Here is a 15,883-nt window from a genome sequence, read left to right as displayed (position 1 = left end):
TCTACCGGATCGAGGAGGGAAGGGCCTCCGCGTGGTAGTGCTCGGCCATCAGCACCCGCAACCGCCGCGTGAACATGAACAGCGCCACCCCCGCCACGATCGCCATGACCGCCAGCACCAGGTAGTACGCCGGCTCCGACAGCACCGCGCCGAGCCGCCCCGTCTGCCCGCCGACCGCGTCGCCCACCGACACCGCGATGAACCACACGCCGAGCATCTGGGCCTTGAACGCCTCCGGCGCCAGCTTCGTCGTCACCGACAGCCCGACCGGGCTGAGCGACAGCTCGCCGAACACCTGGATCGCGTACACCAGCACCAGCCACCACACCGACACCCGCCCGGCCTCGGCCAGCGCCGCCGCCACCGCCATGACCACGAAGCTCAGCCCCACCATGACCAGCGCGAAGCCGAACTTCTGCGGCGTGCTCACCCGCGTGCCCAGCCTGACCCAGAGCGCCGCGAACACCGGCACGAAGATCATGATGAGCAGTGGGTTGAACGACTGCGTCGTGGCCGGCTGGATGTGGACCCCGAACAGCGTCAGGTCGGTGTGGTCGGCGGCGAAGGCCAGCAGCTTGCTCGGCGCCAGGTCGTAGATCATCCAGAAGATGGCCGCGGCCACGAAGAGCCAGATGTAGGCCTTCATCCGGTCCCGCTCCTCCTGGGACAGCTCGTGGCTGCCCAGCATGATGTACGAGAAGTAGACGATCGGCACGATGAGGATGACCACGGTGATCGCGATCGTCAGCCGGTCGATCGTGAGCGTGCCGCTCGCCGCCCACGCCGCCAGCGCGGCCACGACCACAGCCGCGCCGAGACCCGCCAGCCGGCCGAAGCGGCGCCGCTCGGCGGGCGTCAGCCGCAGGCCCGGCCGCTCGCCGACGCCGCGCAGCGCGCGCCTGCCCCACACGTACTGGACCAGGCCGAGCGCCATGCCGACGGCCGCCGCGCTGAAGCCGAGGTGCCAGCGGTCGCCGGCGGCCAGCCAGCCGACCACGATCGGCGCGAAGAACGCCCCCAGGTTGATGCCGAGGTAGAACAGCGAGAACCCGGCGTCGCGGCGGCCGTCCTCGTCCTCGGAGTAGAGCCGGCCCACCATGACCGAGATGTTCGGCTTGAGCAGCCCCGTGCCGGCGATGATCAGCAGCAGCCCGAGCCAGACGAAGAACGGCGTCGTCACCGGGATCGCCATGCTGATGTGCCCCAGCATGATGACGAACCCGCCCCAGAACACCGACCTGCGCGCCCCCAGGATGCGGTCGGCCACCCAGCCGCCCGGCAGCGCCACCAGGTAGATGAGCGCGCCGTAGACGCCGACGACCGCCTGCGCCGTCGCGGGCGGCAGGCCCAGCCCCTGGTGGGCCGGCGAGGCGGCCATGAAGGTGTAGAGGATCGCGCGCAGGCCGTACCAGCTGAAGCGTTCCCACATCTCGGTGCCGAAGAGCGTCGCCAGGCCCCACGGATGGCCGAAGAACGTCCTGCCGCTGCCCCGCATCGCCCTGCCCCCACTATGACGGCCCAATGTGACGGCCCCATGTGACGCGTCGCATCCGATCCATCACTCTACGTCAGAGATGCCGCTCTTTCCGGGCAAGGTCTTGCCGCTGTCCGGCCCCTGTGGTGCGATGCAAGCCATTCATGCAAGTGAATACTGACTGGAGGCGCGCCATGGCCGAAGTCCTCGAGGTCCGGGCCGAGATCGAGCAGCAGATCGCCGGCCGTACCGTCTGCGGGCAGCTCGCCGAGCTGGCCGAGCGGCACCCCGACGCCCCCGCCTACTCCGACCCCGGCGAACCCGACTCCGGCGAGGACTGGCGCACGCTCACCTACGCCGAGGCCAGGCGGCGCGTCCTGGAGATCGCGGCTGGCTTCGCCGCCCTGGGCCTCGGGCGCGGCGAGTCCGTCGCGATCATGATGGTCAACCGCAGCGAGCACGTCCTCGCCGACCTCGGCGCCGTGCACGCCGGGGGAGTGGGCTGCACGATCTACAGCACGTTCGCGCCCGAGCAGATCGAGTTCGTCGCCGGCGACGTCGGCGCCCGCTTCGCCGTCCTCGGCGGCCCCGCCGAGCTGGCCCGCTGGCAGCCGGTGCTCGACCGCCTCGGCGGCCTGCGCAAGATCATCATGCTGGAGGGGGCGCCCGCCGGCGACGAGCGGTTCATGGCCTGGACGGACTTCCTGGAGCTCGGCCGCGCCCGGCTCGCCGCCGACCCCGGCGCCGTCGAGGAGCGCCTGCGCGCCGTCACCGCCGGCGACGTGGTCACCGTCCTCTACACCTCCGGCACCACCGGGATGCCCAAGGGCGTCCCGCTCACCCACACCAACGTCTTCTACGAGGTCGCCGCCACCGACCGGCTCACCGCGCTGCCGACCCTCGGCACCCAGATCTCCTACCTCACCTACGCCCACATCGCCGAGCGCATCCTCAGCCTCTACCTGCCGCTGGTGAAGGCGTCCCACGTCTACTTCTGCACCGACCTCGCCAACCTCGGCGCCACGCTGGGGCAGGTCCGGCCGATGATGTTCTTCGGGGTGCCGCGCGTGTGGGAGAAGATGATGGCCCGCCTCCTCGCCGTGCTCGCCGGCCAGCCCGAGGAGCAGCAGGCCGCGGTCCGCGAGGCCATGGCGGCCGGCCGCGCGTACGTCGAGGCCGGTCAGTACGGCCACACGATCACGCCCGAGATCCAGGCCGCGTACGACAAGGCCGACGCCGCCCTGCTCGGGCTCATCCGCGGCATGATCGGCTTCGACCGCGCCCAATGGACCGCCACCGGCGCCGCCCCCCTCCCGCCCGAGGTGCAGCACTTCTACGCCGGCCTCGGGCTCAAGGTCATCGACGTGTACGGCATGACGGAGACCACCGGCGCCTTCACCGGCAACAGCCCCGCCTGCTACCGCCTCGGCACCGTCGGCAGAGCCGAGCCCGGCGTCGAGGTGCGCATCGCCGAGGACGGCGAGCTGCTCACCCGCAGCCCGCTCAACACCCTCGGCTACCTCAACCGCCCCGAGGCCACCGCCGAGCTCATCGACGCCGACGGCTGGCTGCACACCGGCGACATCGGCAGCGTGGACGACGACGGCTTCTACCGCGTCGTGGACCGCAAGAAGGAGCTCATCATCACCGCGGGCGGCGAGAACATCTCCCCGGCCGAGATCGAGAACCACCTCAAGCAGCACCCGCTCATCGGCCAGGCGCTCGCCTACGGCGACCTGCGGCCCTACCCGGTCGCCGTCCTCACGATCGACGCCGAGGTGGCGCCCGGCTGGGCGCAGGCGCGCGGCATCACGTACGGCTCGCTCGCCGAGCTCGCCGCGCACCCCGACGTGCTGAAGGAGGTGGAGAGCGCCGTCGAGGCCGCCAACACCAGGCTCGCCCGGGTGCAGCAGGTGAAGAGGTGGGCGCTGCTCGGCACCGAGTGGACCGCTGAGACCGAGGAGCTCACCCCGAGCCTCAAGCTCAAGAGGCGGATCATCCACGCGAAGTACGCCGACGTCATCGAAGGTCTCTACTCCGGCTGATCCCGTTTTTCCGGGGCTTTGCCACCAGAGGCGTGTGTCGAGGGTTTGGCCATGACCGGGCGGTTCCTACCGTCTCGATCATGACCAGAGGACTGCTACTCGCCTCGCTCGCGGCGGGGACGCTCGTGGCTCCCGCGTCCGCGTCCACCGCCGCCGTGTCCGCCGCGACCGGGGTGCCCGCCAAGGTGCCCGTCTCCGCGCCCCTGCCCTCCTCGGAGGAGGGGCCCATGATCCGCGCCATCACCGTGCGCCCCGCCGAGCCCGTCGTTGGGCCGCGCGGCTCCGTCCGCCTGGTGATCGACGTGATCGCCAAGGGGACGTCGGGCAAGAACGGCGTCACCGTCAAGGTCGAGCCGGGCGCTCCGCCCGGCCCGGTACTGGCGTCCAAGCCACTGCCCGACGAGCCGGCGGAGACCCCCACCCCCGCCGAGTCGCCGGCCGGATCGCCCGACCTGGAGCCCCCGGCCGAACCCGCGGAAGCGCAGTCCCCGTCGCTGTCTCCCGAACTCGGATACCCCACCCGACCTTCCGGGGCGAACACTCCCGACGACCTGGCCGGGCTGAACACTCCCGACGACCTGCCCGAGCTCGACCCCCCGGCGGCGCAGACGGGCCGGGCGGCGCGAAGGGACCGGACGGCGCAGACGGACCAGGCGGCTCAGACCGACCGGGCGGCTCAGACCGACCGGGCGGCTCAGACCGACCGGGCGGCTCAGACCGACCGGGCAGTGCCGGCCGCCCCGGCGGCACCGGCTGACTCGGCACCGGCGGGCCTTCTGGCCCCAGGCCGCCCGGCGGCGCAGACGGACCGGGTGGCTCAGACCGACCGGGCAGCGCTGGCCGCCCCGGCGGCACCGGCTGGCCCGGCACCGGCTGGCCCGGTGGCCCCCGCCCGCCCGGCGGTGCAGGGCCATCCGGGGACGGCGCATGCGGCGGCGCCGGTCGACCCGCTGGCGCAGGCCATCTCGCTGGCGCAGGCCGAGCCGACCGCTGCCGCAGTGCCGCCGCACCCGGCCCCCTTGGCCCCTCTGGCCCCCCTGGCGGCCGCGACCGGGCACGCCGACGCGACCCCCAAGGCAGGAGGCCTGCACCTGCTCCCGCTCACCCGCGCCGTCGCGCCGAGGCCCGCCGCGCAGCGCTCGACCGACGGCTGGGAGACCTGGCGCTTCCTCCCCGACAAGAGGCTCAGCCGCTACTACCCGACCGGCACCTGGACGGTGGCCGCCACCGCCCACGGCAAGGACGACCGGACCGTGACCGAGTACGCCACCTTCCGCTTCCGCCGCGCCACCCGCCTGTCGCCCGTCCGCGTCGAGAAGGCCGGAGCCGGGGCCGGCGGCGCGGTCCGCGTACGCGGTTCGCTGACGCGCGTCGACCCGCGCGGCCTGACCGACTACGGCCCGTTCGGCAGACAGCGCCTGGAGATCCTGTGGCGCCAGGACTGGCACTCCGACTGGCAGCAGGTCGCCGAGACCGTCACGGACGCCGCGGGCGGCTTCGAGACCAGGATCTACGGCCGGCCGAACGGCTACTGGCGCGTCCGCTTCCCCGGAACCGCTCACTACGCCGCTTACACCTCCAGATCCCGACGAACCATGAGGTAAGGGACTTGTAGCCGAATCGTGACACCCTTTGCCGCAACTTTCCTTGACCTTTACGAGTCAATGGTTGACGTGCCCTATTTGGGGCGCGTAAGTGACGGGGAAGGAATCATGAAGATGCGACGAATCGCAGCCGGTCTGGCGGCCGCCGCCCTGGGCGCCTCGGTGCTCGCCACCGCGGCCACGCCCGCGTTCGCGGACGAGCCGGACACGGACTTCGTCGGCGGCAACACGAGCCTGGCGCTCGACGCCAACCCCGAGCCCGCCTGGCGCGGCAAGCCGATCCGCCTCGACGGCAAGCTGTCCGTGCAGTGCGAGGAGGACTACATCAGCGGGTTCGTGCAGGTAATCCACTCCGACGCCTGCAAGAAGCAGGAGCGCTGGCACCGGCTGGCCTGGAAGCGGATCGTGATCCTCTTCCGCCCGAACGGCACCGGCAAGTGGGAGTACGTCGACTCGGTCAGGACCGGCCGCGACGGCTACTTCCACACCCGCGTCCCGGCCCGTACGTCGGGCACCTGGCGCGCCGTCTTCGAGGGCGCCAGGCACCTGGAGCCGTCGGAGGCCACCGACTACGTCAAGGTGATCGGCCGCCGCCACCACTGAGGCACCCACTGAGGCATCACTGGGGCACCACTGGGGCTCGGCCCGCCGGACGCCCGGCCGCTTCGGCGGCCGGGCGTCCGGCGTTCCCGGACATGCGGCGACAAGGTGGTTTTGAGTACGGCCGGAACCACGTCGTAGGCTGGCTCTCTGGCGAACGGACTGGAGGTGACGCCCGGTGTTGCGAGACTCGTTCGGACGGGTGGCGACGGATCTGCGGGTGTCCCTCACGGACAAGTGCAACCTGCGCTGTACCTACTGCATGCCTCCCGAGGGCCTCGACTGGCTGCCGAGCGCCCAGCTCCTCACCGCCGACGAGATCGTCCGCCTGGTGGGCGTCGGCGTCGAGCGCCTCGGCATCACCGAGGTCCGCTACACCGGCGGCGAGCCGCTGCTGCGGCGCGAGCTGGCCGACATCGTGGCCCGCACCGCCGCGCTGGAGCCGCGCCCGCAGATCTCGCTGACCACCAACGGCATCGGCCTCGCCCGCCTGGCCGGGCCGCTGGCCGACGCCGGGCTCGACCGCGTCAACGTCTCACTCGACACCCTCGACGCGGCCACGTTCAAGCGCCTCGCCCACCGCGACCGGCACGCCGACGTCATCGCCGGCCTCGCCGCCGCCGACCGCGCGGGGCTGCGCCCCGTCAAGATCAACTCTGTGCTCATGCGCGGCGTCAACGAGCACGAGGCCGTCCCGCTGCTGCGCTGGTCGCTGGAGCAGGGCTACGAACTGCGCTTCATCGAGCAGATGCCGCTCGACGCGCAGCACGGCTGGAGCCGCGAGGCGATGGTCACCGCCGACGAGATCCTCGGCCTGCTGTCGGAGGCGTTCGACCTGACGCCGGACGACCAGGAGGAGCGGGGCAGCGCGCCTGCCGAGCGTTTCCTGGTCGACGGCGGGCCCGCGCGGGTCGGCGTCATCGGCTCGGTCACCCGCCCGTTCTGCGGCGCCTGCGACCGCGTCCGTCTCACCGCCGACGGTCAGGTCCGCAACTGCCTGTTCGCGACCGAGGAGTCCGACCTCAAGACCGCGCTGCGGGCCGGCGCCACGGACGAAGAGCTCGCGGCGCGCTGGCAGGCGGCGGTCGCCCGCAAACGGGCCGGCCACGGCATCGACGACCCGTCCTTCCTCCAGCCCTCCCGCCCGATGTCCGCCATCGGCGGCTGACCCCGTGCCCACCGACCCGTACGACGGCGCGGAGACGGGCGCCCCGTCCGGCGGTCCCGAACGTAAGGGGTCGGCCGACGGACCTGAAGGTGAGGGGCTGGCCGGCGGACCTGAGCGTAAGGGGCCGGCTGGGGGTCCCGGACGTGAGGGGTCGGACGGCGTTCCCGGACTTCGGGGGCCGGCCGCGGGCTTTGACGCCGTGGTGCTGGCCGGGGGCGAGGCCAGGCGGCTCGGTGGGCGCGACAAGCCGGGCATCACCGTCGGCGGCCGATCCCTCGTCGAGAACGTCGTCGCCGCCGCGTCCGGCGCCCGCCGCACGATCGTGGTCGGCCCCGAGCGCGCCCTTCCCGGCGTCCGGTTCGCGCGCGAGGACCCGCCGGGCGGCGGGCCCGTCCCCGCCCTGGCCGCGGGCCTGGCACACGTCACAGCCCCCTGGGTGGCGCTGCTCGCCGGCGATCTGCCGTTCCTCACGCGGACGCACGTCGCGGCGCTGCTGGAGGCCGCGCCGCCGGGCGCGGGCGCGGTGATGGTGGACGACGGCGGGCGGGAACAATGGCTGGCGGGCGTCTGGCCGGCCGCCGAGCTGCGGAGCGCGCTCGCCGCCTACGCGGGCCGCTCGCTCCGCGGCCTACTGGCCCCGCTGGTCGGCGCGCGCCTGACGCCGCCCGGACGTCCCTGGTTCGACTGCGACACGATCAACGACCTGGAGGAGGCACACATGCACGTGCTCAACGAATGGACCGCTCTGGCCTGCAAGGAGCTGGGCATCGACCCGGCCGCCGTGGACCGCGACCAGATTCTCGACCTCACCAAGGAGGTCGCCCACGGCGTGGCGCGCCCGGCCGCGCCGCTGACGGCGTACCTGCTGGGCCTGGCTCAGGGCGCGGGCACCGCGCCCGAGGACGCCGTCGCCAAACTGACCACTTTGGCGAAGAACTGGCCGTCGGCGGCCTCCGGGACGCTGACAGACGGCTGACACTCGAACGAACTCTTGAAGTCAAGCTGACTCCCGCCTGAAGATTTCCTGTGAATAACAGGAGGGGCGGGAGTGAAAACGATTTCGGGAAAGCAGCCCTATCCGACCGGGCCGGCGCCGCCGTTCTAGATCATCTGCTGAAGCAGGTTTGACCAGGAAAAGGGCGACGCCGGGTGGTTACGGGGGCAAACCACCCGGCGTCGCTTCATCGGCGTTCCGACGGGGGCCCGGAACGCCGGCACCAGCACTCCGACGGGGGACCGGAGCGCTTGGCTAAAGCGTACACCTACAACCCATGGGATGCGTCAAGACTTAGTCACGACCCGATCTCGCGTCGATGCAGCGGTATCTCGCTTTGGTTAGCCTCAGGGTCCTGAAAGGTAGGAGGCGGGGCGGGCTCGCCCCTCTCATTGGCCCCGATTACCGCTATGTATGGCAAAAACACGGCGCCGGCGATGAACAGCAGCCTGAACGGCCACGGCACGGGCACCACCACCGCGAGGATCAGGCACACCGTGCGGATGCCCATCTGGACGAGGTATCTGATCTCCCGCCGGTGGATGTCCGACGTCAGCGACGGTTTGGCGTCGGTGACCTGGTAGACGTCCACGTTCTTGCGCCACCGCTTCATACCTTCCACGGTAGTCCTCGGAGTACGAGCTCGGGACGGCGCACCCGGGCGGCGGAAGGGGTCATGCGATCATGGCCTTCGGGTAAGGAGGAGAGGGATATGTCGGACCGAACGTACCGGGTCACCGAGATCGTCGGGACCTCGGGAGAGAGCGTCGACCAGGCCATCCGCAACGGGATCAGGCGGGCCTCGGAGACGCTGCGGCACCTGGACTGGTTCGAGGTGACGGAGATCCGCGGCCACATCGACGCGGGGGAGGTCGCCCACTTCCAGGTGGGCATGAAGGTCGGCTTCCGCCTGGAAGACGCCTGAGCGCCCTCTGAGCCCCGCCCACGCCCCACGCTGGGGAGTGCGACGGCTGCCCTTGCGGACGCTCAGGCCGCGCCGCCAGCCCCACTGCCGCTCGGCCCCGGCACCTGGGCGAGGCCCCTTACCGCCGCCCGCCGCCCGCCGCAGGACCGGGCCCGGCCGTGCAGGAGTCCAACAGGACCAAGCAGGCCCGGATTTCCGGCGGCTCGCCGCAGGCCCGGCCGTCAGGGAGTTCAGCAGGCAGGCGCTGACCCGGTCGCCTGGCGCAGGCGCGGGCAGGAGGCGCGCGGAGGTCCGGACCCGGCCGGCCCGGCCGTTCGGCGTTGGTCTGGAGCAGCGTCACCGGGCCCACCGGGGCCCTTGGGTGGGCGCCCGACCGGGCCCGCCTCCCCGGCCCTCATGCTGGTGGCCACCCGGGTCTGTGGTTCGGCACGACCCGGGCCCGCCTTCGCGACCCTTCACCCGGGTCGCCTTCCGGCTCTCGGGCCGGTGCCCGACCGGGCCCGAGGGCCGGCTCGGCCCGGGGGCGGGGGTCAGCTTGCCTGGCTCACGGTGGACATGTTGAAGTCCGGTACTCGGACCGCCGGCATGATCGTGCGCTGGAAGTAGTCGTTCCACTCGCGCGGGAGCGTCCGTCCCTCCGCCCCCACCTCGGAGACGCGTCCGAGCAGGTCGACCGGGCTCTCGTTGAAGCGGAAGTTGTTGACCTCGCCCACGACCTCCCCATGTTCCACGAGGTAGACGCCGTCGCGGGTCAGTCCGGTGACGAGCAGCGTCTGGGGGTCGACCTCCCGGATGTACCACAGGCAGGTGAGCAGCAGCCCGTGCCGGGTGCCGGCGATCATCTCCTCCAGCGACGGCGACGGCGACGGCCCGCCGGCCGGTCCGCGCATGATCAGGTTGTCGACGGCCGGCGTCACCGGCAGCCCGCTCAGCTCCGCCGAGTAGCGGGTCTGGTGCAGCGCCTCCAGCCGCCCGTCCCTGATCCAGTCGGTCGGCCCCAGCGGCAGCCCGTTGTCGAAGACCGAGCTCTCCCTGCTGGAGGCGTGCGCCATCACGAACGGCGCGCACGCGATGCCCGCCGCACCCGGGTCGCTCGACAGCGTCACCGGCAGCGCGCCGAGCTGCTCGCCCACGCGGGTCCCGCCGCCGGGCTTGGAGAACACCGACCGCCCGTCCAGCGCGTCGCGCGCCCCCGCCGACCAGAACAGGTAGATCATCAGGTCGGCCACGGCGCTCGGCGGCAGCAGCGTCTCGTAGCGCCCCGCAGGCAGGTCCACCCGGTTCTTCGCCCACTCCAACCGCTGGGCCAGCGACGCGCCGAGCGCGTCGACGTCGACGTCGGTGAAGTCCTCCGTGGACACGCCGGTCCAGGCCGACCGCTTGAGGTCGCCCGACTTGGCGTTGAGCTCCAGGCGGCCGGTCGGCTGGTCGTGCCGCAGCCGCACGCCCGTGGACGTGCCGAGGAACGTCGAGGTCAGCCGGTGCTCGGCGAAGCCGTAGAGCCTCCTGCCGCCCGCCTCGGCCGTCGCGAACGCCTCGCCGAGCGCGGGCGCGAACGCCTCGAACACGCCGATGTCGGTGGGCCGTACGTCCTCGTCCCAGTGGGCGGAGGCGGGACCGGCCTCGACGAGCGGGCGCGCGTCCTCGGCCGGCTGGGCGTCCCTGGCCGCCGCGTCGGCCGCCGCCACGACGTCGGCGAGCTGCTCCTCGCGCACCGCCGCCCGCGACACCACGCCGGCCCGGTCGCCCGCGATCGAGATCACCGTCAGCCGGGACGAGCGCGCCACGCCGTTGGTGGTCAGCGTGTTGCCGGCGAAGCGCAGGTTGGCCGTGGACTCCTCGTCCACCAGCACCACGCAGCCGTCGTTCGTGGAGAGCGCCAGGGCCCTTTCCACCATCTCCTGGGGAGTCACTTCCCGCCCTCCTGCACGGTGTTGAGTATGCGTACGCCCCTGAACAGCGCGGACGGACATCCGTGGCTGACCGGGGCGACCTGCCCCGGCTGGCCCTTGCCGCAGTTGAACGCGCCGCCCAGCACGTACGTGCCCGGCCCGCCGACCGCCTCCATCGACTGCCAGAAGTCCGTCGTCGTCGCCTGGTAGGCGAAGTCCCTGACCTGCCCCGCCAGCTTCCCGTGCGAGATGCGGTAGGCCCGCTGGCCGGTGAACTGGAAGTTGTAGCGCTGCATGTCGATCGACCAGCTCTTGTCGCCGACGATGTAGATGCCCCGCTCGACCCCGGCGATCAGCTCGTCGGTGCCCGGCCCGTCCGGCGCGGCCTGGAGCGAGACGTTGGCCATGCGCTGGATCGGCATGTGCCCCGGCGAGTCGGCGAAGGCGCACCCGTTGGAGCGCCCGAACCCCTTCATCAGCGCCATCCGCCGGTCGAGCTGGTAGCCGACCAGGATGCCGTCCTTGACGATGTCGAAGCTCTGCCCCCGCACGCCCTCGTCGTCGTAGCCGACGGTGGCCAGGCCGTGGGTGACGGTGCGGTCGCCGGTGACGTTCATCAGCGGCGAGCCGTAGACCAGCTCGCCGAGCTGGTCGAAGGTGGCGAAGCTGGTGCCCGCGTAGGCGGCCTCGTAGCCGAGCGCCCGGTCGAGCTCGGTGGCGTGGCCGATCGACTCGTGGATGGTCAGCCACAGGTTGGACGGGTCGATCACGAGGTCGTAGTCGCCGGCCTCGACCGACGGCGCGGCGAGCTTCTCGGCCAGCAGCTCGGGCAGCCGGGCCAGCTCCCCCTGCCAGTCCCAGCCGGTGCCCGTCAGGTATTCGTAGCCGCGCCCGACGGGGGGTGCGATCGTCGACATGTCGTCGAAGCCGCTCTCGCCCGCCTTCATGGCGTTGAGCTTGGGGTGCACCCGCACCCGCTGCTGCGTGGTCACCGTGCCGGCCGTGTCGGCGTAGAACTTCTGCTCCTTGACCTGCAGCAGCCGCGCCGAGACGTGGTCGGCGCCCTTGAGCAGGCCCGCCGACCAGTCGGCCAGCAGGGCCACCTTGTCGGCGGACGGCACCTCGAACGGGTCCACGTCGTACGCCGACACCCACACCGCCTCGGCGTGCACCGGCTCGGGCGCCAGCTCGATCGGCTCCCTGTTGATCGGCGCCGACACCTCGGCGACCCGCACCGCCTGCTCCGCGACCCGCGCGGCGGCCTCGGGGGTGAGGTGGATCCCGGCGGCGAACCCCCACGTGCCGCCCTTGACGACGCGCACCGCGTAGCCGAGGTCGTCGGCGTCCGTGGCGCCCTCCAGGCGGGCGTCGTACAGGCTCAGCGTCTCGGCGCGGACGCGTTCGAGCCGGAAGTCGGCGTGCTCGGCGCCGAGGTCCCGAGCGCGTTGCAGGGCGGCGTCCGCGAGCTGCCTGAGCGGCAGTTCCAGGAAGTCGGCATCGATCTGGCGCATGTCCACGATCCTAACCCTGTGATCTTGTCTCACCCGGACAACCGGATACCCGCCGGTAGGGGATAGCGTCTGGTGTCATGGCACGCTCTGTACTCGTCACCGGGGGCAACCGAGGCATCGGCCTCGCGATCGCCCGTGAACTCGCCGCGGAAGGCGACGCCGTCGCGGTCACCTATCGATCGGGGGAGCCTCCCGAGGGCCTGTTCGGCGTGCGCTGCGACGTCACCAGCACCGGCGACGTCGAGGCCGCCTTCGACAAGGTCGAGGCCGAGCAGGGCCCGGTCGAGGTCCTCGTCTCCAACGCGGGCATCACCAAGGACACGCTGCTGGCGATGATGAAGGAGGACACCTTCACCGACGTCATCGACGCCAACCTCACCGGCGCCTACCGCGTCGCCAAGCGCGCCATCCGGCCCATGATGAAGCTCAAGCGCGGCCGCATCGTGCTCATTTCCTCGGTCGTGGGCCTGTCGGGCCAGGCGGGGCAGGCCAACTACGCCGCCTCCAAGGCCGGCCTCGTCGGCTTCGCCCGCTCCCTGGCCCGCGAGTACGGCTCCCGCAACATCACGGTCAACGTCGTCTCGCCCGGCTTCGTCGCGACCGACATGACCTCGGGGCTCGACCAGGACAAGATCGTGGCCAACATCCCCCTCGGCAGGCAGGCCGCCCCCGAGGAGGTCGCGCGCGTCGTCCGCTTCCTGGCCAGCGACGACGCCTCCTACATCACCGGAGCCGTGATCCCGGTCGACGGCGGACTTGGAATGGGGCACTGACGTGGGCATTCTCGACGGCAAGCGGATTCTCGTGACGGGCGTGCTCACCGACGCCTCGATCGCCTTCTCGGTCGCCAAGCTGGCCCAGGAGGAGGGCGCGACGGTCGTGCTGACCGGGTTCGGGCGGCTCAGCCTGGTGGAGCGCATCGCCAAGCGGCTGCCGACCACGCCGCCGGTGCTGGAGCTCGACGTCCAGAACACCGAGCACCTCGACACGCTGGCCGACCGGGTCGGCGAGCATGTCGACGGGCTCGACGGGGTGGTGCACTCCATCGCCTTCGCCCCGCAGACGGCGCTCGGCGGCAACTTCCTCAACACGCCGTGGGAGGACGTCTCCACGGCGGTGCAGATCTCGACGTACTCCTACAAGTCGCTGGCCGTGGCCTGCCTGCCGCTCATGAAGGAGGGCGGCGCGGTGGTCGGCCTCGATTTCGACGCCTCCAAGGCGTGGCCGGTCTACGACTGGATGGGCGTGGCCAAGGCCGGCCTGGAGTCGTGCAACCGCTACCTCGCCCGTGACCTCGGCAAGCACGGCATCCGGGTCAACCTCGTGGCGGCCGGTCCGCTGCGCACGATGGCGGCCAAGTCGATCCCGGGCTTCAAGGAGTTCGAGGACAGCTGGCCGGACCGGGCGCCGCTCGGCTGGGACCTCGCCGACACCCTGCCGGCCGCCCGCGCCTGCGTGGCGCTGATGTCCGACTGGTTCCCGGCGACCACGGGCGAGATCGTGCACGTCGACGGCGGCGTCCACGCCATCGGCGGCTGACACCCGCCACTTTCGAGGCGGCCGCCACCTCTTCAGGCGGCAGCCGCCTCCCCGGCGGTCGCCACCTCTCAGGCGCCCGCCGCCTCTCCCTTCCGGACGGTCGCCGGGGCCTCGCGTCAGGCGAGGCGCTGGCGGCCGCCGCCGGCGCGGGCCGGCTCGAACGGGATCGACTCGACCGGCTCGGTGCGCTGCCGCCGCTGCTGCACGATGCGCGTGGCGAGCACCGCCGAGCCGAGCAGCGCGATCGTCAGCACGGTGCCGAGCACGTCGGAGGCCGGGGGAGTGGGCCTGACCACCCGCTGGTCCCGCAGCGGCACGGTCAGCTCACGGGCGAACGGGTTGGGCCACAGCAGCTCCACCCGTGGCTCCTCCGGATCGGTGGCGCGGGCGCTCTCCTCGCGCTCCTCACGGCCGTCGTCACCGGCGGGCCGGGGGCGGGCGCTCCCCGAAGGCAGCGCGGTCACGCCCGGCACGGCCGACGCGGTGGCCGAGGCCGTCGGCGTGGTGGCCGGCTTCTTCACCGAGGGCGAGGCGGAACGGTCGCGCCGCGGCGGCGCCGAGGAGGTCGTGCCGGCCCTCGGGACCGGATCGCCGGCGCACGCGTCCGGCGTGTCGCACTCGTCGTCCTCCTCCTCCTGGCCGTGGGACTTCGTCGTACGCGTGGCGTCCGGCGAGGGCGCGGCGGTCTCGCCGGAGGTGTCCGCCCGTCCGGTGGGGACGGCCTCGCCCACCCGGCCGAGCACTTCGTCGGTGGTCTTCTCCACGGGCTTGGTCACCGGGTCGGTGAGGCCGCCCGTGAGCGTGTCCACGGTGCCCGTGAGGGTGCCCACCACGTCGCACAGGGTGTTGGTGACCCCCGACAGCAGCCCTCCGTCCCGCGTGCAGTCCTGGGCGCCTGCCGTCGCCGCCACGGCGGGCCCCGCCCCGGGGACGGCCACCAGTGCCACCGCGAGAACTCCGGCCGAGATCGCGGTCCTGCTCCCCATCCGTCCCCTCCTGCGTTGCTTACGGGGAAAATCTTGATGGACGCCGCCCGTGGGCGCACCCGTTCGGCAGGGGAAGTTGCGATTCGGTATCCACTAGTGATACGCGAGAGAGCTTCTTGTTCCCCTCAGTCGAGTGACGAGACGTCGTCCAGTGCCTCGCGGATCTCGATCGGCAGCACGACCTCCTCGGCCGGGAGCACGCCCTTGAGCTGCGCGTGCGTACGCGCCCCCACGATGGCCGAGGCCACGCCGGGCTGGTCGCGCACCCATGACAGCGCCACGGCCAGCGGCGAGACGCCGAGCCCGTCGGCGGCGGTCATCACCGCCTCCACCACCGCGCGCGAGCGCTCGTCGAGATAGGGCCGGACGAAGTCGGCGAAGTGCGGCGTCGCCGCGCGCGAGTCGCCCGGGATGCCGGTGCGGTATTTGCCGGTCAGCACGCCCCTGCCGAGCGGCGACCAGGCCAGCACGCCGACCCCCAGGTGCGCCGCGGCGGGCAGCAGCTCGCGCTCCGGCTCGCGGGCCAGCAGGCTGTACTCGGCCTGCGCCGAGGTGATCGGGATGCGGCCGGGGATCGACTTCTGGGTGACCGCGGCGGCGGCGAGCTGCCAGCCGGTGTAGTCGCACACGCCGGCGTAGACCGCGCGGCCGGAGGAGACGATCGCGTCGAGCGCGGCCAGCGTCTCCTCCAGCGGCACCTCGTCGTCGTAGGTGTGCAGCTGCCACAGGTCGACGTAGTCGAGCCCGAGGCGGTTGAGCGAGTCGTCGACCGCGGCGATGAGGTGGCGGCGGGAGGCGTCGCGCGTGCGGCGGCCGGCGGGGGTCACCACGGCCTTGGTGGAGATCACCAGCTCCGAGCGGGGCACCGACTCGCGCAGCAGCCTGCCGAGGAGCCGCTCGGCGTCGCCGCCGGTGTAGACGTCGGCGGTGTCCACGAGCGTGCCCCCGGCGTCCAGGAACGTGCGGAGCTGGGCGGCCGCCTCGTCCGCGTCGGTGTCACGACCCCAGGTCATCGTGCCGAGCCCCAGCCGGGACACCGACAGGCCGCTGCGGCCGACATAGCGCTGCTCCATGATCCCGCCAGGTTACCGCCCTGGTGGCCGCGACGTCGTGATAGACGCCGTACGGGGCACGGACGCGCTCTC

The 15,883-nt window shown here is 72.3% G+C and carries 14 protein-coding genes; 8 read left to right on the top strand and 6 right to left on the bottom strand.

The annotated features are described in order from the left end of the window. Position 1: 1 nt before the first annotated feature. Entirely contained in the window at positions 2–1,495 is a 1,494-nt protein-coding gene (locus ABD292_RS36485) for a peptide MFS transporter (protein ID WP_344215601.1), read from the bottom strand. A 173-nt stretch (positions 1,496–1,668) separates the two neighbouring features. Between ABD292_RS36485 and ABD292_RS36480 the strand changes: the two genes are divergently transcribed. From ABD292_RS36480 to ABD292_RS36460, 5 genes are all read left to right on the top strand, one after another. Beyond that, complete coding sequence (locus ABD292_RS36480) at positions 1,669–3,519, top strand: AMP-dependent synthetase/ligase (RefSeq protein ID WP_344215599.1); 1,851 nt, start codon at positions 1,669–1,671, stop codon at positions 3,517–3,519. An 80-nt stretch (positions 3,520–3,599) separates the two neighbouring features. Further along, positions 3,600–5,123, top strand: coding sequence for a hypothetical protein (locus ABD292_RS36475; RefSeq protein ID WP_344215597.1), 1,524 nt, complete (start codon positions 3,600–3,602; stop codon positions 5,121–5,123). Between the two features lie 114 nt (positions 5,124–5,237). After that, a complete protein-coding gene (locus ABD292_RS36470; protein ID WP_344215595.1) occupies positions 5,238–5,726 on the top strand; it encodes a hypothetical protein in 489 nt (162 codons plus the stop codon). A gap of 175 nt (positions 5,727–5,901) precedes the next feature. Further along, entirely contained in the window at positions 5,902–6,891 is a 990-nt protein-coding gene (gene moaA / locus ABD292_RS36465) for a GTP 3',8-cyclase MoaA (RefSeq protein WP_344215593.1), read from the top strand. Positions 6,892–7,090: 199 nt separating this feature from the next. Further along, positions 7,091–7,867 carry an NTP transferase domain-containing protein gene (locus ABD292_RS36460; protein ID WP_344215591.1) on the top strand — a complete coding sequence of 259 codons (777 nt, stop codon included), beginning with the start codon at positions 7,091–7,093 and terminating at the stop codon, positions 7,865–7,867. A gap of 316 nt (positions 7,868–8,183) precedes the next feature. Here the strand turns inward: ABD292_RS36460 and ABD292_RS36455 are convergent, their stop codons facing one another. After that, the gene (locus tag ABD292_RS36455; protein WP_344215589.1) at positions 8,184–8,498 is read right to left on the bottom strand and encodes a DUF3099 domain-containing protein; all 315 of its coding nucleotides are present in this window, start codon (positions 8,496–8,498) and stop codon (positions 8,184–8,186) included. Between the two features lie 99 nt (positions 8,499–8,597). On the opposite strand from ABD292_RS36455, the gene ABD292_RS36450 reads away from it, so the two are divergent. Beyond that, the gene (locus ABD292_RS36450; RefSeq protein ID WP_020547544.1) at positions 8,598–8,810 is read left to right on the top strand and encodes a dodecin; all 213 of its coding nucleotides are present in this window, start codon (positions 8,598–8,600) and stop codon (positions 8,808–8,810) included. A gap of 530 nt (positions 8,811–9,340) precedes the next feature. On the opposite strand, the gene ABD292_RS36445 is transcribed toward ABD292_RS36450, so the two are convergent. Both ABD292_RS36445 and ABD292_RS36440 read right to left on the bottom strand, forming a co-directional pair. Next, positions 9,341–10,723, bottom strand: a complete 1,383-nt coding sequence (locus ABD292_RS36445) for a metallopeptidase TldD-related protein (RefSeq protein WP_344215586.1) — start codon at positions 10,721–10,723, stop codon at positions 9,341–9,343. Next, positions 10,720–12,213 carry a TldD/PmbA family protein gene (locus tag ABD292_RS36440; RefSeq protein WP_344215584.1) on the bottom strand — a complete coding sequence of 498 codons (1,494 nt, stop codon included), beginning with the start codon at positions 12,211–12,213 and terminating at the stop codon, positions 10,720–10,722. Before ABD292_RS36440 ends, ABD292_RS36445 begins: the two co-directional genes overlap by 4 nt. A 77-nt stretch (positions 12,214–12,290) precedes the next feature. Here ABD292_RS36440 and ABD292_RS36435 point away from each other — a divergent pair, with 77 nt between their 5' ends. Both ABD292_RS36435 and fabI read left to right on the top strand, forming a co-directional pair. After that, positions 12,291–12,986 (top strand): beta-ketoacyl-ACP reductase, encoded by a 696-nt coding sequence (locus tag ABD292_RS36435; protein WP_344215582.1) that lies wholly within the window; start codon positions 12,291–12,293, stop codon positions 12,984–12,986. 1 nt (position 12,987) lies between these two features. After that, positions 12,988–13,752, top strand: coding sequence for an enoyl-ACP reductase FabI (fabI, locus tag ABD292_RS36430; RefSeq protein WP_329575373.1), 765 nt, complete (start codon positions 12,988–12,990; stop codon positions 13,750–13,752). Positions 13,753–13,868: 116 nt separating this feature from the next. Here fabI and ABD292_RS36425 read toward each other — a convergent pair whose 3' ends face one another. Together ABD292_RS36425 and ABD292_RS36420 are read right to left on the bottom strand one after the other, a co-directional pair. Next, positions 13,869–14,738: a hypothetical protein gene (locus tag ABD292_RS36425; RefSeq protein ID WP_344215579.1), complete on the bottom strand. Its 870-nt coding sequence runs from the start codon at positions 14,736–14,738 to the stop codon at positions 13,869–13,871. 125 nt (positions 14,739–14,863) lie between these two features. Next, positions 14,864–15,811, bottom strand: coding sequence for an aldo/keto reductase (locus ABD292_RS36420; RefSeq protein ID WP_329575378.1), 948 nt, complete (start codon positions 15,809–15,811; stop codon positions 14,864–14,866). Positions 15,812–15,883 lie beyond the last annotated feature (72 nt).

The organism is Nonomuraea bangladeshensis, from assembly GCF_039529455.1.
Classification (GTDB): Bacteria; Actinomycetota; Actinomycetes; order Streptosporangiales; family Streptosporangiaceae; genus Nonomuraea; species Nonomuraea bangladeshensis.
Note: the sequence above shows the minus strand (reverse complement) of the source record. Positions and strands in the feature narration are given on the sequence as shown.